At 44.7% G+C, this 22420-nt stretch carries 11 protein-coding genes, 4 tRNA genes, 2 rRNA genes and 1 riboswitch; of the genes, 10 read left to right on the top strand and 7 right to left on the bottom strand.

Annotation, left to right across the window (positions count from 1 at the left end; translation table 11 throughout):
• Positions 1-38 precede the first annotated feature (38 nt).
• The 6 genes from OCV44_RS12910 to OCV44_RS12885 all read left to right on the top strand — a co-directional run bounded on the left by OCV44_RS12910 (position 39) and on the right by OCV44_RS12885 (position 3891).
• Positions 39-115, top strand: a tRNA-Ile gene (locus OCV44_RS12910).
• A gap of 21 nt (positions 116-136) precedes the next feature.
• Positions 137-212: transfer RNA gene (locus OCV44_RS12905), tRNA-Ala, on the top strand.
• 313 nt (positions 213-525) lie between these two features.
• Positions 526-3419, top strand: a 23S ribosomal RNA gene (locus OCV44_RS12900).
• A gap of 100 nt (positions 3420-3519) precedes the next feature.
• Positions 3520-3635 (top strand): 5S ribosomal RNA (gene rrf / locus OCV44_RS12895).
• A gap of 67 nt (positions 3636-3702) precedes the next feature.
• Positions 3703-3779, top strand: a tRNA-Asp gene (locus OCV44_RS12890).
• Positions 3780-3814: 35 nt separating this feature from the next.
• Positions 3815-3891, top strand: a tRNA-Trp gene (locus OCV44_RS12885).
• A 104-nt stretch (positions 3892-3995) separates the two neighbouring features.
• Here the strand turns inward: OCV44_RS12885 and OCV44_RS12880 are convergent.
• Positions 3996-5031, bottom strand: a protein-coding gene (locus tag OCV44_RS12880) for an IS630 family transposase (RefSeq protein WP_157665725.1) whose coding sequence is annotated in 2 segments (ribosomal slippage) — positions 3996-4571 and positions 4573-5031 — 1035 coding nt in all. Because the reading frame shifts where the segments join, the coding sequence is not laid out codon by codon here.
• Positions 5032-5489: 458 nt separating this feature from the next.
• Between OCV44_RS12880 and OCV44_RS12875 the strand changes: the two genes are divergently transcribed.
• Positions 5490-6683, top strand: coding sequence for an ISL3 family transposase (locus OCV44_RS12875; RefSeq protein ID WP_139686334.1), 1194 nt, complete (start codon positions 5490-5492; stop codon positions 6681-6683).
• 52 nt (positions 6684-6735) lie between these two features.
• Here the strand turns inward: OCV44_RS12875 and OCV44_RS12870 are convergent, their stop codons facing one another.
• Positions 6736-8016 carry a cation:proton antiporter gene (locus OCV44_RS12870; RefSeq protein WP_139685664.1) on the bottom strand — a complete coding sequence of 427 codons (1281 nt, stop codon included), beginning with the start codon at positions 8014-8016 and terminating at the stop codon, positions 6736-6738.
• Positions 8017-8184: 168 nt separating this feature from the next.
• Between OCV44_RS12870 and metH the strand changes: the two genes are divergently transcribed.
• Positions 8185-11862: a methionine synthase gene (gene metH / locus OCV44_RS12865; RefSeq protein ID WP_139685665.1), complete on the top strand. Its 3678-nt coding sequence runs from the start codon at positions 8185-8187 to the stop codon at positions 11860-11862.
• 117 nt (positions 11863-11979) lie between these two features.
• On the opposite strand, the gene lysC is transcribed toward metH, so the two are convergent.
• Complete coding sequence (gene lysC, locus OCV44_RS12860; protein WP_139685666.1) at positions 11980-13347, bottom strand: lysine-sensitive aspartokinase 3; 1368 nt, start codon at positions 13345-13347, stop codon at positions 11980-11982.
• Positions 13348-13455: 108 nt separating this feature from the next.
• Positions 13456-13633, bottom strand: a riboswitch (Lysine riboswitch).
• A gap of 176 nt (positions 13634-13809) precedes the next feature.
• Here lysC and OCV44_RS12855 point away from each other — a divergent pair.
• Complete coding sequence (locus tag OCV44_RS12855; protein WP_139685667.1) at positions 13810-14949, top strand: pyridoxal-phosphate-dependent aminotransferase family protein; 1140 nt, start codon at positions 13810-13812, stop codon at positions 14947-14949.
• A gap of 104 nt (positions 14950-15053) precedes the next feature.
• Here OCV44_RS12855 and OCV44_RS12850 read toward each other — a convergent pair whose 3' ends face one another.
• The 4 genes from OCV44_RS12850 to OCV44_RS12835 all read right to left on the bottom strand — a co-directional run bounded on the left by OCV44_RS12850 (position 15054) and on the right by OCV44_RS12835 (position 21570).
• Positions 15054-16817, bottom strand: coding sequence for a PglL family O-oligosaccharyltransferase (locus OCV44_RS12850; RefSeq protein ID WP_139685668.1), 1764 nt, complete (start codon positions 16815-16817; stop codon positions 15054-15056).
• A gap of 96 nt (positions 16818-16913) precedes the next feature.
• Positions 16914-19745, bottom strand: coding sequence for an excinuclease ABC subunit UvrA (uvrA, locus tag OCV44_RS12845; RefSeq protein ID WP_139685669.1), 2832 nt, complete (start codon positions 19743-19745; stop codon positions 16914-16916).
• Between the two features lie 150 nt (positions 19746-19895).
• Positions 19896-20768, bottom strand: a complete 873-nt coding sequence (galU, locus tag OCV44_RS12840; RefSeq protein WP_086050159.1) for a UTP--glucose-1-phosphate uridylyltransferase GalU — start codon at positions 20766-20768, stop codon at positions 19896-19898.
• Between the two features lie 154 nt (positions 20769-20922).
• A complete protein-coding gene (locus OCV44_RS12835) occupies positions 20923-21570 on the bottom strand; it encodes a LuxR C-terminal-related transcriptional regulator (RefSeq protein ID WP_139685670.1) in 648 nt (215 codons plus the stop codon).
• A gap of 278 nt (positions 21571-21848) precedes the next feature.
• Between OCV44_RS12835 and OCV44_RS12830 the strand changes: the two genes are divergently transcribed.
• Positions 21849-22409 carry a single-stranded DNA-binding protein gene (locus OCV44_RS12830; protein WP_050651991.1) on the top strand — a complete coding sequence of 187 codons (561 nt, stop codon included), beginning with the start codon at positions 21849-21851 and terminating at the stop codon, positions 22407-22409.
• The last annotated feature ends 11 nt before the right edge of the window (positions 22410-22420 follow it).

The raw sequence follows: 22420 nt of genomic DNA, 5'->3' as shown, positions 1-22420 counted from the left end.
CAGATTGATTAGGTTTAGAAAGTAAAAGAGACGATATTGGGTCTGTAGCTCAGCTGGTTAGAGCGCTCGCCTGATAAGCGGGAGGTCGGTGGTTCGAGTCCACTCAGACCCACCAATATCGACTAGAAACAAAGATGGGGCTATAGCTCAGCTGGGAGAGCGCCTGCCTTGCACGCAGGAGGTCTGCGGTTCGATCCCGCATAGCTCCACCATCTTTAAGTGTTTTTATCTGAAAATATTTAAAAATGGTTTCGAAAGAAATCTAGCTCTTTAACAATTTGGAAAGCTGACTGATTGATTACTTACGAGTAATTCAATCAAATTTAAAAGTTCTCAATGTTTATCTGCTCTTAGTTAATAAGAACGGTATAAACACAACAAACACATTCAAGTGTCTTGTATTCGATTCAAACTTGTTTTGAATCACAATTGAGTCCGGCAAACAGTTATCAAGAATTAACCCTTCTTGATGACAACCAAAAACCTTGGTTAGTTGCCATACACTAAGACCCTTTCGGGTTGTATGGTTAAGTGACTAAGCGTACACGGTGGATGCCTTGGCAGTCAGAGGCGATGAAAGGCGTAATAACTTGCGATAAGCCCAGATTAGGTAGTAATAACCTTTTGAGTCTGGGATTCCTGAATGGGGAAACCCACTTGCATAAGTAAGTATCCTGTTGTGAATACATAGCAGCAGGAGGCAAACCGGGGGAACTGAAACATCTAAGTACCCCGAGGAAGAGAAATCAACCGAGATTCCGAAAGTAGCGGCGAGCGAAATTGGATTAGCCCTTAAGCTTTTAATGAGACAGATGAAGGCTCTGGAAAGTGCCGCAATAAAGGGTGATAGCCCCGTAATCGACATCTCATAATCAGTGAAAACGAGTAGGGCGGGACACGTGATATCCTGTCTGAATATGGGGGGACCATCCTCCAAGGCTAAATACTACTGACTGACCGATAGTGAACCAGTACCGTGAGGGAAAGGCGAAAAGAACCCCTGTGAGGGGAGTGAAATAGAACCTGAAACCGTGTACGTACAAGCAGTAGGAGCACCTTCGTGGTGTGACTGCGTACCTTTTGTATAATGGGTCAGCGACTTAATTTTAGTAGCAAGGTTAACCGTTTAGGGGAGCCGTAGGGAAACCGAGTCTTAACTGGGCGTACAGTTGCTAGGATTAGACCCGAAACCAGGTGATCTAGCCATGGGCAGGTTGAAGGTTGAGTAACATCAACTGGAGGACCGAACCGACTAATGTTGAAAAATTAGCGGATGACTTGTGGCTAGGGGTGAAAGGCCAATCAAACCTGGAGATAGCTGGTTCTCCCCGAAAGCTATTTAGGTAGCGCCTCGGACGAATACTACTGGGGGTAGAGCACTGTTAAGGCTAGGGGGTCATCCCGACTTACCAACCCTTTGCAAACTCCGAATACCAGTAAGTACTATCCGGGAGACACACGGCGGGTGCTAACGTCCGTCGTGGAGAGGGAAACAACCCAGACCGCCAGCTAAGGTCCCAAAGTATAGCTAAGTGGGAAACGATGTGGGAAGGCTCAGACAGCCAGGATGTTGGCTTAGAAGCAGCCATCATTTAAAGAAAGCGTAATAGCTCACTGGTCGAGTCGGCCTGCGCGGAAGATGTAACGGGGCTAAGCTATACACCGAAGCTGCGGCTACGTACCTTAGGGTATGTGGGGTAGGGGAGCGTTCTGTAAGCCGTTGAAGGTGGTCTGTAAGGGCTGCTGGAGGTATCAGAAGTGCGAATGCTGACATGAGTAACGATAAAGGGAGTGAAAAACTCCCTCGCCGGAAGACCAAGGGTTCCTGTCCAACGTTAATCGGGGCAGGGTAAGTCGACTCCTAAGGCGAGGCCGAAAGGCGTAGTCGATGGGAAACGGGTTAATATTCCCGTACTTCTTACAATTGCGATGGGGGGACGGAGAAGGCTAGGTGGGCCTGGCGACGGTTGTCCAGGTTCAAGTACGTAGGCGGAAAGTTTAGGTAAATCCGGACTTTCATTAACGCTGAGATACGATGTCGAGCTACTACGGTAGTGAAGTCATTGATGCCATGCTTCCAGGAAAAGCCTCTAAGCTTCAGATTGTAAGGAATCGTACCCCAAACCGACACAGGTGGTCGGGTAGAGAATACCAAGGCGCTTGAGAGAACTCGGGTGAAGGAACTAGGCAAAATGGTACCGTAACTTCGGGAGAAGGTACGCTCTTATCAGTGAAGTCCCTTGCGGATGGAGCAGACGAGAGTCGCAGATACCAGGTGGCTGCAACTGTTTATTAAAAACACAGCACTGTGCAAAATCGTAAGATGACGTATACGGTGTGACGCCTGCCCGGTGCCGGAAGGTTAATTGATGGGGTTAGACTTCGGTCGAAGCTCTTGATCGAAGCCCCGGTAAACGGCGGCCGTAACTATAACGGTCCTAAGGTAGCGAAATTCCTTGTCGGGTAAGTTCCGACCTGCACGAATGGCGTAATGATGGCCACGCTGTCTCCACCCGAGACTCAGTGAAATTGAAATCGCTGTGAAGATGCAGTGTACCCGCGGCTAGACGGAAAGACCCCGTGAACCTTTACTACAGCTTGGCACTGAACATTGAACCTACATGTGTAGGATAGGTGGGAGACTATGAAACCGCGTCGCTAGATGTGGTGGAGTCGTCCTTGAAATACCACCCTTGTAGTTTTGATGTTCTAACGTTGGTCCCTGAATCGGGATTACGGACAGTGCCTGGTGGGTAGTTTGACTGGGGCGGTCTCCTCCCAAAGAGTAACGGAGGAGCACGAAGGTGGGCTAAACACGGTTGGACATCGTGTGGTTAGTGCAATGGCATAAGCCCGCTTGACTGCGAGAATGACAATTCGAGCAGGTGCGAAAGCAGGTCATAGTGATCCGGTGGTTCTGAATGGAAGGGCCATCGCTCAACGGATAAAAGGTACTCCGGGGATAACAGGCTGATACCGCCCAAGAGTTCATATCGACGGCGGTGTTTGGCACCTCGATGTCGGCTCATCACATCCTGGGGCTGAAGTCGGTCCCAAGGGTATGGCTGTTCGCCATTTAAAGTGGTACGCGAGCTGGGTTTAGAACGTCGTGAGACAGTTCGGTCCCTATCTGCCGTGGGCGTTGGAAAATTGAAAGGGGCTGCTCCTAGTACGAGAGGACCGGAGTGGACGAACCTCTGGTGTTCGGGTTGTCATGCCAATGGCATTGCCCGGTAGCTAAGTTCGGAATCGATAACCGCTGAAAGCATCTAAGCGGGAAGCGAGCCTTGAGATGAGTTTTCCCTGGCACTATAAGTGTCCTAAAGGGTTGTCGTAGACTACGACGTTGATAGGCAGGGTGTGTAAGTGCTGCGAGGCATTGAGCTAACCTGTACTAATTGCCCGTGAGGCTTAACCATACAACAACCAAGGGGTTTTGTGGACTCAATAGAAAGACCAGACCTTGAATGCGTTTGAAGAGAAATACTTTTAAATAAGCTTTCCGAATTTTAAAATTTGCTTGGCGACCATAGCATTGTGGACCCACCTGATTCCATGCCGAACTCAGAAGTGAAACACAATAGCGCCGATGGTAGTGTGGGGTTTCCCCATGTGAGAGTAGGACATCGCCAGGCTTTAAATTAAATCTTTAGGTTGACCAACCTGGAGATATGGACGCTCACTTAGTGAGTTGACCACTGCGGAGTGGTAGTTCAGTTGGTTAGAATACCGGCCTGTCACGCCGGGGGTCGCGGGTTCGAGTCCCGTCCACTCCGCCACTTATTCAGAGTTTCAGCTCTTTAAAACTGAAAATAGGGGTGTAGCTCCAATTGGCAGAGCAGCGGATTCCAAATCCGCGTGTTGGGAGTTCGAATCTCTCCACCCCTGCCATATTTAAGGCTCTAGCAGAAATGCTAGAGCCTTTTTGCTTTCTGAATCTGATATATATCATTAGCAGAGCTGCGGATTTCCCCGACTTATACCAATCCGGAAAATTAACTGATCAGGTTTATCCAATCCCTTCTGCTCATTTTTGTGACACGATCTTTGCACTCAAGAAATTCATTCCAAGCGCGACAAACCTTGGAAACAATGTCGTTATAATCAGTGAAACTTTGATTCGCTAGATAATGTTGTCGCAACCAACTCCAAACTTGCTCTATAGGGTTAAGCTCTGGCGAGTAGGGAGGAAGCTTAATAGTACTGACGTTATTAAACTCTCTCGCAATATCATCGGTATGCCAGCCTGCACCATCCATTATAACGACAGCATGACGTCCTTTTTCAGTAGCTTTAGATATCTGCTCTAAGTGATTTGTCATTATGTCCTTGTTAACCCAAGGAACCACTATGGCTTCGCCAATTCCTCTTTCAGGGCATACCGAACCAAACAAATAAGCGTATTCAAATTGCTGTTGTTTTACCACGCGAGGCCTCGTTCCACGAGTCGCCCAAAGACGTGTCGTTGTGTTCTGTTGGCCAAACCTAGCTTCGTCTTGAAACCAGACATCAACACTCTCTAGCCCAATATGGCCGGGGATCTTAAGGATCGTTTCTATTTTGAATTTTTTTAAAATCGTCTTGGATTTGCTGTGATTGTTTAGGGTGTTTGGAGCGAGAAGTTATCCAAGAGAAGCCCATGTGGTCGAGGAGATAATAGATAGAATTAGGGTGGTAGTATTTATCAAAGTTTTTCACGATGTAGTCATGTATATCGCTCCCGACAAGGCGCCCGCCTGAAGGGGACTCTGCTTCTTTCTTAATGAATGCACTGAGTTGTTTTCGTTGTTCTGCATTGAGGTATGCAGGTCTGCCTGTGCGAGGTTTTTCTTGAAGCCCTTCCAATCCTTCTTCAAGAAATACTTGAACCCATTTGTTTACACTAGTTCGACTGACTTTAAGGTATTTGGCAATTTGAGTGCGCGAGTGACCTTCTTTGAAGTGGGCAAGTGCTAGCAAGCGAACCTTCATTTGAATGGTTTTTTGTTGGCTTGCTAGCTTTTTAAAATCAGTATTATTAAGGCTATCCATGGCGATTTTCTGTAAGAGTTCGACGGCCTTAATTAGATCATATTTTTACTTTAATTGGTATAACGCTATAGCAACGAGATGTTAAGTCTCGTTATTTCAGCTTTCAGGTGAAAGCTTTTCGATTTATGCTTATAAAACTTGAGGGTGGTTTATTAGGTAGACTGGCGAGTGCGCATAAGAATGAATTATCTGCGTGGCTTAACTTCCTGAAATAGTTCTGGCCAAATTTAATGTTCACCCTACATTAAGTTTTTTGAGTACTCCAATAATAGTGCATCAACTACCCGAGGTAAGCTCTATGCTCCTTCAGTTTGTGTTCCAGTAAGGAAATCGGTGGATCTGACTTTCATTAGGTATAAAAAAGGTTCATCGCGGATTAGCGGGAATTGAAAACAAAAACGGTAGTAAGTGATATGGTTTAGTCGCCAAACAAAAATCATACACAAACTACCGTTTCCATGCAGAATCATACTTTCCTATCTTCATTCTGGGAAGGCTTTCAAATAGTAAAGTCTCACCAGACAGCAACACTTATTACCCTTACTCTTAAACCTAACTCTGAGGCTAAGTGCCTTTGTGGTCTTGAAGCCGAAGCTATCCACGAGTATCAATGGCGTCATGTGAAAGAGGCCATGTTGCTCGGGGTTCCTGTTGAACTTTCTGTTCAAACACGAAGAATTAAGTGTCGTGACTGCGGCATAAAAACAGAGTCTCTACCTTGGTTGGAGCCTTATGCTCGTATAACGAAGCGCCTAAAAAGCTATATAGAGCAGCTACTACCTCTTCTTCCCATTAAGCATATCTCCCAGTTAACGAACGTTCATTGGCATACCATTAAAGAGATAGATAAACGCCGACTTAGAGAAGTGGTACCGCCAGTGAAATGGGAGGGACTAAGGCAACTCGTCATGGACGAGTTCGCCATCTTTAAAGGACATCGATATGCCACAGTCATCGCTGACGCTAAGACTCACCAAGTCATTTGGGTAGGGTTAGGCCGTAGCCGCAAGGACATACGACCGTTCTTCGAGCAGTTAGGCAAGCATGGCAACAATATCGAGGCGGTCGCGATGGACATGAATACGGCTTTTGACCTTGAAGTTCAAGCGCACTGTCCGAATGCAAAAATCGTTTACGATTTGTTCCATGTTGTCGCTAAGTTCGGTCGAGAGGTGATGGATAGAGTCAGAGTCGACCAAGCCAACAAACTCAAGCAAGATAAAAAAGCGAGGCAATGGGTCAAGCGCTCACGCTGGGTACTGTTGAAAAACAGAGGTAACTTAAATGCACGACAAGATAGCTATCTGACTGAAATATTGAATATCAATAAGGACTTGATGACCACTTATATACTCGGAGCCCAACTCAAAGAGCTTTGGTATTGTGAGTCAGAAAGGCACGCTAAGGGGCTCTGGGATGCGTGGTATGAACAGGTACAAGAGAGTGGAATTAAGCCATTGAAAGAGTTCGCACGAAAACTGAGCTCCTATCTTCACGGTATTATCGCATCGGCAAGTTATCCATTAAACACCTGCACACTTGAAGGGATAAACAACAAGATAAAGTTAATCAAGCGAATGGGGTATGGATATCGAGATACAGACTACTTCTTCTTAAAGATAAAAGCGGCTTTCCCCGGAAAGCCGCGATGAACCATAAAAAAGGCCACCTACAGTAGGCGGCCTTAGTTGATCTATTTAGATGTTAATCTAGCTCTTTCTCAGCTTGTTTCGCTTTTTCTATCATTGGAGTGATTGTTGATCCTTGAACCAGAATAGAGAACACAACAACAGCATAGGTCATAACGAGGATTATCTCTTTAACATCTATTGCTTTGTCTTCAATCACCCAGATACCTGAAGGGATTGAAAGTGCCATAGCTAGAGCTAAGCCTCCGCGTAGACCACCCCAAGTTAGAATCTTAGTCGACCATGGGTTGTAAGTTCTAAAGCGTTTAAATCCAATATAAGACAAGAAAACACTTAGATAGCGTGCACTCAATACTAGAGGGACTGCGAACGCCATCAAAATCCAATCTTCTTGGTGGAACTTGAATAGCAGCATAGACATACCAATCAATAAGAATAGTACGCCATTTAAGAACTCATCTATTAATTCCCAGAAATGGTCTAGGTGATCCTCACTTTCCTTAGAAAATCCGATGAAGCGTGTCCAGTTGCCTATCATGATACCAGATACCACCATTGCTAATGGTCCAGATACATGCAGAACCTCTGCAAAAGCATAACCAGCTGTAGGAATACCGATGGTTAATAGCAACTCCATCGAGTGGTCATCTGTGTTGCTGATTAGATAGTGGAATATCAAACCTAGAACAAATCCGTAGACGATACCGCCAATAGCCTCTTGGACGAATAACATGGTCACGCTACCTACAGTCGGAGCTTCTGTACCGAATGCGATAGTAAATAGGGTTACGAAGATAACTAAACCAAAACCATCGTTAAATAGAGACTCCCCCTCGATTTGAGTAGAGATTCGTCTAGGAGCATCGAGCTTCTTCACTATTGCTAATACAGCTATTGGATCGGTTGGAGAGATTAGTGAACCAAACAGTAAGCAATAAATTAGGTCAAATTGAATACCGATAAGCTGACAGAAGCCATAAAGTACAAAGCCAATAAAGAATGTCGAAAATAGTGTAGCGCCAAGAGCGAGCACAGTTATTTCCCACTTCTGATCTTTTAAGTTTGGTAACTTGATCCCCAAGCCGCCAGCAAAGAGTAAGAAACCTAGTATTCCTTTCAGGAGGAAATCTTCAAAGTTGATACTGGCTACTGTCTCTGAGGCGATGTCTGCCAATTGGAACCAATTGTTTTGTCCTGCAATGATAATCAATAGAGATAGCATCATTGAGCCTGCTGTTATGGCGATGGTTGTCTGCATTTTACCAATTTTGGTATTCACGAAAGCAATAAGCATGGCTGCAGCGGACAAGAAGCATAAGGTGTAATAGACCGACATTGGGATTCCAATATGTAACAAAGTATGAAAATTAATTTTCGTTGTCTCATGCTTAAATAGCAAACACTTTTTGTCATAGCTTAGTAATCAATTTCCTTTTTTAGACGTCTAGACTCCTTTTTAATGTGTGATAGGATGGAGGGATAATTAAAGGAATGAGGCTGTACCGTGGGAAGTAATGTAAGGCAAAAGATTGAGGCTCTGTTAAAGCAACGAATTTTACTGATTGATGGTGGCATGGGTACCATGATTCAGGATTATAAATTGGAAGAGCAGGACTATCGTGGTGAGCGCTTTGCTGATTGGCATAGTGACTTAAAAGGTAACAATGACCTTTTGGTACTTACACAGCCTAAGCTTATCAAAGGTATCCACACGGAGTATTTGGAAGCGGGTGCAGATATCCTCGAAACCAATACCTTTAATGCAACAACCATTGCTATGGCCGACTACGATATGGAAAGTCTTAGCGAAGAAATTAACTATGCTGCTGCTAAACTGGCTCGTGAAGCGGCAGATGAATGGACAGCGAAGACTCCTGATAAACCTCGTTTTGTGGCGGGTGTTTTAGGTCCAACTAACCGAACTTGTTCTCTCTCCCCAGATGTTAATGATCCGGGCTATCGTAATGTGAGTTTTGACGAACTTGTTGTGGCTTATTCTGAATCGACTCGTGCTCTTATCAAAGGCGGGTCAGACCTTATTCTTATCGAGACTATCTTCGATACACTCAACGCGAAGGCGTGCTCTTTTGCCGTTGAATCGGTCTTTGAAGAAATGGGTATCACTTTACCCGTTATGATCTCCGGTACTATCACCGATGCATCTGGTCGAACGCTTTCCGGACAAACGACGGAAGCATTCTACAACGCCCTTCGTCATGTAAAACCAATCTCATTTGGTTTGAACTGTGCATTAGGCCCCGATGAACTGCGCGAATACGTTGGTGAGATGTCTCGTATCTCCGAATGTAATGTTTCCGCTCACCCTAACGCGGGTTTACCTAACGCATTTGGTGAGTATGACCTTTCTCCAGAAGATATGGCTGAACACGTTAAGGAATGGGCTGAAAGTGGTTTCTTGAACCTAATTGGTGGTTGTTGTGGTACGACGCCAGAACATATACGCCAAATGGCAGAAGCTGTTGAAGGCGTAACACCGCGCCAGCTACCAGATTTACCCGTCTCTTGTCGCCTCTCTGGCTTAGAGCCATTGACGATTTCCAAGGAATCTCTGTTTGTTAACGTGGGTGAGCGAACTAACGTTACCGGCTCTGCTCGCTTTAAACGTCTTATCAAAGAAGAACTCTATGATGAAGCTTTAAGTGTGGCTCGAGAGCAAGTTGAGAACGGTGCTCAAATCATCGATATCAACATGGATGAAGGAATGCTAGACGCTGAGGCGTGTATGGTTAAATTCCTTAATCTATGTGCATCTGAGCCTGAAATCTCGAAAGTGCCAGTCATGGTCGACTCTTCAAAATGGGAAGTTATAGAAGCGGGTCTGAAATGTATTCAGGGTAAAGGCATCGTTAACTCTATCTCATTGAAGGAAGGGAAAGAGAAGTTTGTCGAACAAGCTAAACTGGTTCGCCGATATGGTGCAGCCGTTATCGTGATGGCGTTCGATGAAGTTGGCCAAGCTGATACTCGAGAGCGTAAGGTTGAGATTTGTACTAATGCCTACAATATTTTGGTTGATGAAGTAGGTTTCCCACCAGAAGACATTATTTTTGACCCGAACATTTTTGCGGTTGCGACGGGTATTGATGAACATAACAACTATGCGGTCGATTTCATTGAAGCAGTAGGAGACATCAAACGAGACTTACCCCATGCAATGATCTCTGGTGGTGTATCGAATGTTTCGTTCTCATTCCGAGGTAATAACTACGTTCGTGAGGCAATCCACGCAGTATTCCTATATCACTGTTTTAAAAACGGTATGGATATGGGCATCGTAAATGCTGGGCAATTAGAGATTTACGATAATGTCCCAGAGGATTTACGTGAAGCCGTTGAAGATGTGGTTCTAAACCGCCGAGATGATTCTACTGAGCGCTTGCTCGATATTGCGACTGAGTATCTAGAGCGTGCAGTGGGGAAAGTTGAAGATAAATCTGCTTTAGAGTGGCGTACTTGGCCAGTAGAAAAGCGCTTAGAACACTCTTTAGTGAAAGGTATTACCGACTTTATTGTTGAGGATACAGAAGAAGCTCGTGTTAATGCTTCTCGCCCTATTGAGGTGATTGAAGGCCCATTAATGGATGGCATGAACGTGGTTGGTGACCTCTTTGGTGAAGGTAAGATGTTCCTTCCTCAAGTAGTTAAATCTGCACGTGTTATGAAGCAAGCGGTAGCCCATCTAGAACCATTTATTAATGCAACCAAAGACGTTGGTGCGACTAACGGAAAAATCTTACTTGCGACCGTAAAAGGCGATGTTCACGATATCGGTAAAAACATTGTGGGCGTTGTCTTGCAGTGTAATAACTACGAAATTATCGATTTAGGCGTGATGGTTTCATGTGAGAAAATCCTTAAGGTCGCTAAAGAAGAGAACGTCGATATCATTGGGCTTTCGGGTTTGATCACCCCTTCTCTTGATGAAATGGTGCATGTGGCTAAAGAGATGGAAAGACAAGGCTTTAAGCTGCCTCTTCTGATCGGTGGAGCAACGACATCTAAAGCGCATACAGCCGTTAAGATTGAACAGAACTACTCTGAACCTGTGGTCTACGTAAACAATGCTTCACGTGCGGTGGGTGTGTGTACTTCATTGCTATCTAACGAATTGAAGCCCGCCTTTGTTGAGAAGTTGGATATTGATTACGACCGTGTGCGAGATCAGCACAATCGTAAAAAACCACGAACTAAGCCTGTTACGCTTGAACGCGCTCGTGCTAATAAAGTAGCGATTGATTGGAGAGCTTATACGCCACCGGTACCTGCTAAGCCGGGAGTGCACATCTTCAATGATTTTGATGTCGCGACTTTACGTCAGTACATCGACTGGACTCCATTCTTTATGACATGGTCGCTAGTCGGAAAGTACCCTGCAATTCTTGAGCATGAAGAAGTGGGCGAGGAAGCGAAACGCTTATTCAAGGATGCGAATGATTTATTGGATCGAGTACAGAAAGAGAAGTTACTTGAAGCTCGTGGGATGTGTGCGATGTTCCCTGCCAACAGTGTTGGTGATGATATTGAAGTGTATACCGATGAATCTCGCACTGAAGTGTTAAAGGTTTTGCACAACCTTCGTCAGCAAACAGAGAAGCCAAAAGGTTTTAACTACTGTTTGTCTGATTACATTGCGCCGAAAGATAGCGGTAAAGCAGACTGGATTGGTGGCTTTGCGGTGACTGGTGGTATCGGTGAGCGAGAGCTTGCTGATGAATACAAAGCCAACGGTGATGACTACAACGCGATTATGATTCAGGCGGTTGCTGACCGATTGGCTGAAGCGTTCGCTGAATACCTGCATAAAGAAGTGAGAAAGGACATTTGGGGCTACTCGCCGGATGAGGACTTGTCTAATGACGATTTGATTCGCGAGAAGTACCAAGGTATTCGTCCTGCTCCGGGTTACCCTGCCTGTCCTGAACATACTGAAAAAGGTACGTTGTGGGAGTTGATGGACGTTGAAAAAGCGATCGACATGTCATTAACCACGAGCTACGCAATGTGGCCTGGTGCTTCAGTGTCTGGTATGTATTTCTCACATCCTGATGCTAGATACTTTGCAATTGCACAGATTCAACAAGATCAAGTGGATAGCTATGCTGATCGTAAGGGCTGGGACATGTTGGAAGCTGAGAGGTGGTTAGGTCCAAACATTAACTAGCTTTTAGGCTATGACGAGTTTTGATTCGTAAAGTAAAAAAGAGAAAGGGTTGCTTAATAGCAACCCTTTTTGTATCTGTAGCTTGGTGATTTTTAAACTAATCTATCAACCGTCTTTTTATTCAAACAGCTCTTGGTGAAGCTTTTGAATCGCTAGCTTAGACACTGATTCATCTAGTAAGAAGCACAAGTTGTGTGGGCTTGCGCCGTAGCAAATCATGCGTAGGTTGAAGTCTTCAAGAGTGCCGAATACCTGTTTCGCATAGCCTTTGCTTTCACTCATGTTATTACCAATAAGAGCAACAAGGCATAGGTCGTGTTCAATATCCACGGAACACAGTTCTTCAAGCTCAATGCGAGCGGCTTCTGGTAACTCAGGGGCACCACCAGAGGTATCTGTTTGATCGAGTGTCAGTGAGACACTGATCTCTGAGGTAGTGATAAGATCGACAGAGATCTTATGCTTAGCGAGGATCTCGAACACTTTTGCTAGGAAGCCATAAGCATGGAACATATTGGCGCTGCGTAGCGTAACCATGGTTTGGTTGCAGCGTAGGGCAAGCGCTCTGAACAGAGGGGAGCTTTCAACTTGTTGACGAATCCATGTGCCACCGAGCTCTGGTGCTTTTGATGAGCCGACAAATACCGGGATTTGATGGCGTAGTGCCGGGACTAGAGTCGAAGGGTGTAATATCTTCGCGCCAAAGTTTGCCATTTCCGATGCTTCGCTGAAGCTGATCTCTGGGATAGGAGATGCTTTCGATGCGATACGTGGATCCGTGGTGTAGATGCCCGGAACATCAGTCCAGATTTCTAAACCAATCGCTTGTACAGATTCTGCAATCAGTGCCGCTGAGTAATCACTGCCGCCACGACCTAATGTTGTGGTGTTACCTTCGTTATCGGCACCGATAAAGCCTTGGGTAACGACAACTTGCTGTTGGCATAGTGGTATCAATTTCTGTTGCGCTAAGGCTGCAATATCTTTTAACTGTGGCTCTGCTTTGCCGAAGTCATTGTTGGTGCGCATCACTTCTCTGATATCAAAACGGACAGCGGGTGTGCCACGCTCGCGAATGATTTGAGCGAGGATATGTGTTGACATCAGTTCGCCACATGCCACTAGGTGATCGGTGAGTTTAGTACTGGTTTGGAATGATGCCGCTTCGGCTGCACTCGCAATGTCATCGAGAATGCTATGGACCTCTTTCTCGATACCGCTTGGATCGGCTAACTGAGCAAGAATCGTATTATGAATGTCGGTTAACTGTGTCACTAGTTCTTGGCGACGAGTTTTATCTTGAACACCATTCGCGAGTTCAACGAGCAGGTTAGTCACGCCAGAGCACGCGCTGCTCACGACCAGTTTCGTATTCGAGTTATTTTCAATAATGGCAGCACAACGGCTCATTGCTTCAAAGTTGGCAACACTTGTTCCACCAAACTTAGCGACATTAAAAGAACCAGCTACATTAGATGCACTCACTATATATCTCCCACGATTTCCTAAAATAAAATTACGGTTGGGTAATCCAACGTCCGATGTTGTTCGAAGAGAGTTTTAGAGCAAATAGAGAGGAATTATTAGAATAGTAACCTCAGAAGCTCTTCACCATATAGAAATGGTGACAGTTGACGGGATTCAGCCCGCTCAACCGATAATAAAGGTCCTGCATCCTTTTATTATCTCGGCACTGCTCCCCATAAATGTTTTGTGTTGGAAATGCGGTTCCACAAAACACCTGCCTGGGCAGTGCTCCTCTTCTGCTAGATAGCCATTTCATTGAACGTGTTTGCGGTAATAATGTCAATCCGTAACTTGAGATAATTGAAAAATAATTTTAACAATTATGTGACACTGGTGTGACCTCTATACTTATGGCTAATTGCTGAGATAATCAATTTGCTTTAGGGTGGATTGTTCACAACATTAACGTAAGGGATGTACATGTCTAATTTAACACTCACTACTGCTATTGATAGCTTTTATCCGCCACACCGAACGTTAATGGGGCCGGGGCCTTCAGACATTTCTCCTCAAGTTTTACAGGCCTTAAGCCGTCCAACCATTGGCCACCTAGACCCGCTATTTATTGCGATGATGGATGAGCTTAAACAGCTTCTCAAATACGCTTTTCAGACGGAAAACGAATTTACGATTGCCGTTTCTGCACCAGGGAGTGCAGGTATGGAAACCTGTTTTGTTAACATGATTGAGCCAGGTGAGAAGGTGATTGTTTGTCGCAATGGTGCTTTTGGTGAACGTATGCGAGAAAATGTTGTGCGCTGTGGGGGTGAAGCGATCCTTGTTGATGATGAGTGGGGCAAGTCTGTTTCCGTTGAAAAGGTAGAAAAGGCATTGGCAGAAAACCCTGATGCTGTTGCTGTCGCATTTGTGCATGCAGAGACCTCTACTGGATCGTTATCGGATGCTCAAGCGATTTCAGCAGTTGCTCGTCAGTTTGATGCATTGTCGATTGTGGATGCGGTGACATCATTAGGTGGTGTGCCATTGTTGGTTGATGAATGGCAACTCGATGCGGTTTATTCAGGCAGTCAGAAGTGTCTGTCTTGTGTACCTGGTTTATCTCCCGTGACGTTCTCTCAACGTGCTGTCGATAAAATGAAAGCACGTCAAGCTCCCGTACAAAGCTGGTTCTTGGATCAGAGCTTGGTATTAGGTTATTGGAGTGGAGAAGGTAAGCGTAGCTATCACCATACTGCGCCTGTGAACAGCCTATATGCTCTGCATGAGTCGTTGGTTTTATTGAAGAATGAAGGCCTGGATAATGCGTGGTCACGTCACCATGCGATGCACCAAGAGCTTAAAGAAGGAGTAGAAGCACTAGGATTAAAGTTTGTGGTAGATGAAGAGAGTCGCCTACCTCAATTGAATGCGCTTTACTTCCCTGAAGGGATTGATGAAGCCAAAATAAGAACGCAGCTGTTAGAAGAATATAATCTTGAAATCGGTGCAGGCCTTGGCTCTTTAGCTGGGAAGGCTTGGCGTATTGGTTTAATGGGTTATGGCGCTCGAAAAGAGAATGTCGCTTTGTGCTTAAAAGCGTTACAAGACGTTTTAAAATAACGGTAATAAACTGAAGTTTAAAAGAAAAGCGCACGAGAGATCGTGCGCTTTTTTGTGCCTAACCGAAAGGTCAGAAATGGTGCTTTAGTTCCGAGAGCTAAACATCACTCAGCAGACGACAGGTTATCTTCTTCTTGTGATACTTTCTTATACTGAACCTTTGAAAAGTCTCGATTTGGGAACAAGAAGCTCGCTTCACTGCGAATTTGTTCTGCTTTGCTGTGATCGCCCAAGCCTTGATACGCGAGAATCAGGTTGCTGTAGAAAGCAGGCCTTGGCTTACTCTTTATGATCTCTAACGACCACTCTATATAAGGCTGGATCAGGCTAGAATCGGCTTTGTAGAGGCCGATATTTAGAAAGGTACTGTACACGTCCCAATCATAGCGATCTTTCCATACTACGGGGTTCGTTACCTGCTTAAGAATGTCCGGGTTTTTCGGCTTAGACATTTCAAATTTAGTGAGTACATAATTGGTGTGTAAGGCACTCAGCATGTAAAAACTCACTAAGATAGGAACGATTAAGCTCGACACTCTGAGTAGGGTTTTACTGACGATACTAAACGGCTGCTGATAGTGGCGAGAAGCCCGTTGATCGACCCAGTAAATCAAAATGATAAAGGTTATCCAGTGAATCGCCGAGTGGTAAAAAGGATACTCGAGCTGAGAGTGTAAGAGTATAGGAATAAATAGCGCGAACAGTGCTAGACGTGTTCCTTTCGCTGAGCTTGCTATGCGTGACATCACCAACACTGCAGCAATCAAGATCCCGATGATTGGTACTATTCCGCCTTCAACCCCCCAAAACAGGAACTCATTGTGTGGGTGATCCATTGCAGGAAGGCCGGGATGATAATTTGAGTTAAGTTGATGTTGGCGGGCTGTGTATAGCGTGTATTCGGATTCGAACTTTCCGTAGCCATAACCGGTAAATGGTTTTTCGATCATCATATCGAGCGCTTGTGGGAAGGTATAAGCTCGTGGACTTTCTAAGTTGGTTCTTTTACTTGCGAGGCTATCAGTTGCACTAAGGCTGATAACCGAAAAAGCGACGACGATACCGACGAGCACTGATGCACACCACCCGTAGAAGCGTTTCTTGGTTGAGAACTTGTATAGATAAGGCAGAATGCATACAAACCCAATGACGGCAGCCAACCATCCGGTACGTGATGCGATGATGATCAGCAAAGGTACGGTTAAGGCTGGTGTTAAATAAAGTAGAAGCGACTCGCTAATTTGGTGATTATATTTAGTTGGTTGCCTTGCTAAAAGATAAGCTGACAGCACAAAACCAGTAGCAAGAAAGCTTGCCATTACATTAGGTTGTTGGAATATCCCATATGGTCGGTTTACAGCAGTGTTGTAGCCAAATAGGTTGCCTGGTTCTAATAGGAAATATTGCACATAGCCAAATAGTGCCTGTATGACAACAGCAAGCACAATGAACCACAACATGCGCTGCTTGTGCTTATTGCTGAACTTAAATTGCTGAAGTACGACGAATAAAGCGAAGCCCGCCCATAATCCCAGTAGTCGACCAGATACGGCTTGAGGAAAGGCGTTACTGTAGAGCGTGGGTAGCGTAAGTATTACGCAGCTAATCAGTAAACCAACGGTTAGCTTGGAATATTTGAGTTCTCGGTTAGTCGCTAGCTGATAAAAGCCAATCGCTAACGTAAAGCTTAGTGCTAACCAAGTCATAGGGTTAAAGGATAAAGCTAGGCCCGAGCCTCCAGGATTCGGCATGAAAAAATGCATGGCTAACAAGAATACAACAGCTAAAGAAGCCAGAAATGCTTTATTGAGTGGTAGCTGAGTTACCTGATTTTCTAGTTGGGTACCGCTAGTGTGTATTGTTGCCATAAATCCCTAACCTTATAAAAACAGAGCTTGTTCCTTCTGAAACAAGCTCTGTTACTTTAACATTTTTCTGTCTGCCCGCAGGGCGCTATTTTACACCTACTTCAAATTTAACATAGGCTTAAGGAAGCGAGCAGTGTGTGAACCTTCGACTAACGCCACATCTTCAGGTGTACCCTCTGCAACAATCTCACCACCACTTTGACCACCTTCAGGGCCTAAATCTAGTATCCAATCTGCGGTTTTGACGACATCTAGGTTGTGTTCAATCACCACTACTGTATTACCGTGATCACGCAGCCTGTGTAGAACCGTGAGTAGCTGTTGAATATCATGGAAATGAAGGCCAGTAGTTGGTTCATCTAGAATGTATAAGGTTTTTCCCGTGTCTCGTTTAGACAATTCACGCGCTAATTTAACGCGTTGTGCTTCACCACCAGATAAAGTTGTCGCTGCTTGTCCGAGGCGAATGTAGGAAAGACCAACATCCATCAATGTTTGCAGCTTACGAGCGATTACAGGAACAGGGTTGAAGTATTCTCGAGCATCTTCTACGGTCATCTCTAGAACTTCGTCAATGGTTTTACCCTTGTAGCGAACTTCTAAAGTTTCACGGTTATAGCGTTTACCTTTACACACATCACATGGCACATACACATCGGGCAAAAAGTGCATCTCTACCTTGATTACGCCATCACCTTGACACGCTTCACAGCGACCACCACGAACGTTAAAACTGAATCGCCCTGGTTTATAGCCTCGAGATCGCGACTCTTGTGTACCCGCAAATAACTCACGGATAGGAGTGAAAATCCCAGTGTAGGTTGCTGGGTTTGATCTAGGGGTGCGACCGATAGGGCTTTGGTCAATATCGATCACTTTGTCGAAATGCTCTAAGCCTTTTATCTTTTTGTGCTGCGCCGGAACTGCAGTGGTTGCACCGTTTAATTGAGTGTGGGCGACTTTAAAGAAGGTGTCATTGATTAGTGTAGATTTACCTGACCCCGAAACACCTGTAATACAGCTGAACAAGCCTACAGGGATCGTCGCAGTGACATTCTTTAGGTTGTTCCCCGTTGCGCCCACGATCTCGACGACCTTTTTCTTGTCGATAGGCGTTCTTTGTTTTGGCACTGCAATTTCTTTAGCGCCACTCAGGTATTGCCCTGTTAAAGAATTCGGGTTTTCGATGATGTCTTGCATGGTGCCTTCGGCGACCACGTGACCGCCATGAACACCAGCTCCAGGACCGATATCGATAACATGGTCAGCACAACGGATTGCGTCTTCATCATGTTCAACGACAAGAACGGTATTTCCTAAGTCTCTTAGGTGAACCAAAGTTTGCAGTAGACGTTCATTATCGCGCTGGTGGAGGCCAATTGATGGTTCATCGAGTACATACATAACACCCACTAAACCAGCACCAATTTGACTTGCGAGACGAATCCTTTGCGCTTCACCACCAGACAGTGTTTCTGCACTGCGTGATAGGTTCAGGTAATTCAAACCAACGTTCACCAAGAAATGCAGACGATCATTGATCTCTTTCATTACTTTATCAGCGATCTGACCACGCTGACCGCTGAGCGATAAGTTTTGGAAAAACTCTAGTGCATCAGCAATGCTGAGCTGAACGATTTCTGGCAGTGTGGTATCGCCAATGAAGACATTTCGAGCTTCTAATCTTAAACGAGTGCCATCACAGCTAGAACACGACTTCGTTGATATGTACTTGGCAAGATCTTCACGCACCGCGCTAGATTCAGTATCGCGGTAACGGCGTTCCAGCGTATTTAAAATACCTTCAAATGGGTGACGTTTGACTCGAATATCACCCCGGTCATTGATGTACTTGAATTCCACTTCAGTACGCCCTGAGCCTTTAAGAATGATCTCTTGAGTTTTCTTTGGTAAAGAATTAAATGGCGCATAAAGGTCAAAACCATAATGGTCTGATAGCGATGTCAGCATCTGAAAATAGTAATAGTTTTTCTGATCCCAGCCTTTTATCGCACCTTCTGCAATGCTTAGGTTTTCATCTAAAATCACTCGACTTGGATCAAAATATTGTTGAACTCCAAGCCCATCACAAGTACCACATGCACCAGCAGGGTTGTTAAATGAGAATAGGCGCGGCTCAAGTTCCTGCATGCTGTAACCACATATAGGACAAGCGAAGTTTGCAGAGAACACGATCTCTTCTTGTTCTTTATCATCCATCCAACCGACAACAGCGATGCCGCCAGATAGTTCTAATGTTGTCTCGAATGATTCAGCCAAACGTTGTTGAAGATCTGGACGAACCTTGAATCGATCAACGACCACCTCGATGGTGTGCTTCTTGTGCAGCTCCAATGTTGGTGGGTCGGATAGGTCACAAGTTTCTCCGTCAATTCGAGCGCGGATAAAACCTTGAGCAGCTAGATTCTCAAGCGTTTTAACATGCTCACCTTTACGTTCTTTGACGATCGGTGCCAACAACATCATCTTTGAACCAGCAGGAAGTTCTAATACTTTATCGACCATTTGGCTGATAGTTTGTGCTGCAAGAGGAGTGTTGTGAGCAGGACATCGTGGTTCACCGACACGAGCATAAAGTAGTCTTAAGTAATCATAGACTTCAGTGATGGTGCCAACAGTTGAACGAGGATTGTGAGAGGTCGATTTTTGTTCGATGGAGATGGCAGGAGATAAACCCTCGATGTGGTCGACATCGGGTTTTTCCATGAGAGATAGAAATTGACGAGCATAGGCCGACAAAGATTCAACATAACGACGTTGACCTTCTGCGTAGAGGGTATCAAACGCAAGTGACGACTTCCCTGAACCTGACAAACCGGTGATAACCGTCAGCTTATCTCGAGGTATGGTTAGGTTAATGTCTTTGAGGTTATGCGTACGAGCGCCTCTAATTTCTATTTTATCCATCTCAACAGACCATGTAATTTTAAGTGGCTAAAGTATTACATAGAGTGAGATTTGTGCAAAGTTTTACTGGATAAAAAAACAGTAAACAAAAAAGGGTGACTCAAAGAGCCACCCTTTCTACAAATTAAAACGTTGGTTATTAACCTGTCGTTATGCTTCTTTCTTTGTCGAGTGCTTGCCTAATTCGATTTGCTTTTGGTCTTTCTTGTATAGGTTTTCAAAGCAGTAGTTCGTTGCTTCGATATAGCCTTCAACGCTACCGCAGTCAAAACGTTGGCCTTTAAATTTGTAAGCCAATACACAGCCTGCTTTTGCTTGTTTTAGCAGAGCATCAGTGATTTGGATCTCGCCGCCTTTACCTGGTTCTGTCTGTTCGATCAGTTCAAAAATGTCTGGAGTCAGAATGTAACGGCCAATGATCGCTAAATTACTTGGTGCAGTGCCTGGTTCTGGCTTCTCAACCATATCGTCAACACGGAACAGGTCATCTTTGATCATATCACCAGATATTACGCCGTACTTGTGAGTCTCTTTTTCTGGAACTTCTTGTACTGCAACAATTGAACAACGAAACTGTTTGTATAGCGCAACCATCTGAGCCAGTACGCCTTGCTGCTCATTAACACAAAGGTCATCGGCAAGTACAACTGCGAATGGTTCATCACCCACAAGCTCGCGCCCCGTCAAGATCGCATGACCTAGGCCTTTCATTTCACGTTGACGAATGTAAGTGAAGTTTGCCGCTTCAATGGTCTCGCGGATGTTAATCAGCAAATCTTCTTTATTGGTACCGCTAATTTGGTGTTCAAGTTCGTAGTTCTTATCAAAGTGATCCATCAATGAGTGCTTACCACGGCCAGTAACAATGCACATACCATCCATACCCGCTTCGATGGCTTCTTCAACGCCGTATTCAATCAGAGGTTTGTTCACAACAGGCATCATCTCTTTAGGCATTGACTTCGTTGCTGGTAGGAAGCGTGTACCGTAGCCAGCTGCCGGGAAAAGGCACTTTTTGATCATGATAAGACCCTTTATCTGTAATAATTATTGATTCAACTGATTTGTTGATATTTCTGAGGGCAACTCTAGCATATGTTATGTCGAAAATTCAGCAACAATACCTATGATTACTCGAGCTTCCCTCAAAATTATTGTCAGATTAGAGGCGGAGCGGTTATGCAAGCAAGTTTTGGTTTGCCCATGCAATAGCTTGAACTCTATTCTTTACCGCTAATTTACGAAATATTTGATAGAGATGAGACTTGACCGTAAATTCACTAATAAAAAGATCATCGGCTATTTGGGTATTTGACGATCCCGATTGAAGACAGCGAATAACTTGGATCTCACGAATAGTTAAATCGACATTGGTTGGGGTTGTGTTGGTATTGACCATATTACGATAATAAAACAGAAGTTGATTAGTCACCTTCCTAGGTAGCCAATTATCACCATCGATGACTTCTTGAAGACCACGAGCAATTTTATCTTTTTGATCTGTGTTGTAAAAGAGTCCTTTTAACACCCCGTAGGTCAGCAGCTCAGAGGTAGGAAGTTGTAGAGGAACATTGAATAAGATGATCTCATGATTCTTCCACATTACGGTTAGGTTAGGACAAATAGCCAGTAGCTGTTTTACCTCTTTGTAATCAACAAGCAGGATACGATTGCTCTGCTTCCTATCAACTAGCATCAATTCACCTGGTGTCATTTTATAGAGAATTATGGATAAGTGTTTTTCTATCTCTTTAACATGTAGGTAGGTGTCGTTCGGGTCGATGCACAGAAAGTGTAAAGTGCGAGCGTATCGAGATTTTCTCATAGAAACGTCCTGTTTATATTTAATGAGATTTCACGTTGCCATGCACACTTTGACTTCTCTAGCATTCTCGTTATGACTTGCGTTGAATATCAATTCAAAAAGTAAATGAGTGGTTTGTAAGTGGAGAAAAAAGCAACATCGCTCTGAATATCATGATTTGTTACGTTTTTAATCTTTGTGGTAAGGAGAGAATAGGAATGCGATTTATCACTGCATAAAAGCATGCTATTCTTGTGCGCTAAAATTTCCAGAGACTATGAATTTAGACGGAGCAAATCATGGCTAGCCGTGGAGTTAACAAAGTTATATTAGTGGGTAACCTAGGTAATGACCCTGAAATTCGTTACATGCCAAATGGCGGCGCAGTAGCGAACATTACCATTGCAACGTCAGAGTCATGGCGTGATAAAGCAACTGGCGAACAGCGTGAAAAAACAGAATGGCACCGTGTTGCTCTGTTTGGCAAGCTGGCGGAAGTTGCTGGTGAGTACCTACGTAAAGGTTCTCAAGTTTACATTGAAGGTCAACTTCAAACTCGTAAATGGCAAGATCAAAGCGGTCAAGACCGCTACACGACAGAAGTTGTTGTTCAAGGCTTCAATGGTGTAATGCAAATGCTTGGTGGCCGTGCTCAAGGCGGTGCTCCTGCTCAAGGTGGTATGGGTAACAACCAACAGCAAGGTGGTTGGGGTCAGCCACAGCAGCCACAACAACAGCAGCAACAACAATACAGTGCGCCTGCTCAACAGCAGCCAAAAGCACCTCAACAAGCTCCTCAGCAGGCTCAACCTCAATATAATGAGCCGCCGATGGATTTTGATGATGACATCCCATTTTAAACTCTGTTTTT

Origin of the sequence: Vibrio tasmaniensis (genome assembly GCF_024347635.1) — a bacterium.
GTDB classification, from domain to species: Bacteria; Pseudomonadota; Gammaproteobacteria; order Enterobacterales; family Vibrionaceae; genus Vibrio; species Vibrio tasmaniensis.
This window is presented reverse-complemented; position numbering and strand designations above follow the sequence as displayed.

Excerpts from the sequence above, each read along its gene's own strand:
- OCV44_RS12830 (WP_050651991.1), top strand. The coding sequence starts at position 21,849 with ATGGCTAGCCGTGGAGTTAACAAAGTTATATTAGTGGGTAACCTAGGT.
- OCV44_RS12855 (WP_139685667.1), top strand. The coding sequence starts at position 13,810 with ATGTCTAATTTAACACTCACTACTGCTATTGATAGCTTTTATCCGCCA.
- uvrA (WP_139685669.1), bottom strand. The coding sequence starts at position 19,745 with ATGGATAAAATAGAAATTAGAGGCGCTCGTACGCATAACCTCAAAGAC.
- OCV44_RS12835 (WP_139685670.1), bottom strand. The coding sequence starts at position 21,570 with ATGAGAAAATCTCGATACGCTCGCACTTTACACTTTCTGTGCATCGAC.
- OCV44_RS12870 (WP_139685664.1), bottom strand. The coding sequence starts at position 8,016 with ATGTCGGTCTATTACACCTTATGCTTCTTGTCCGCTGCAGCCATGCTT.
- galU (WP_086050159.1), bottom strand. The coding sequence starts at position 20,768 with ATGATCAAAAAGTGCCTTTTCCCGGCAGCTGGCTACGGTACACGCTTC.
- OCV44_RS12875 (WP_139686334.1), top strand. The coding sequence starts at position 5,490 with ATGCAGAATCATACTTTCCTATCTTCATTCTGGGAAGGCTTTCAAATA.
- OCV44_RS12850 (WP_139685668.1), bottom strand. The coding sequence starts at position 16,817 with ATGGCAACAATACACACTAGCGGTACCCAACTAGAAAATCAGGTAACT.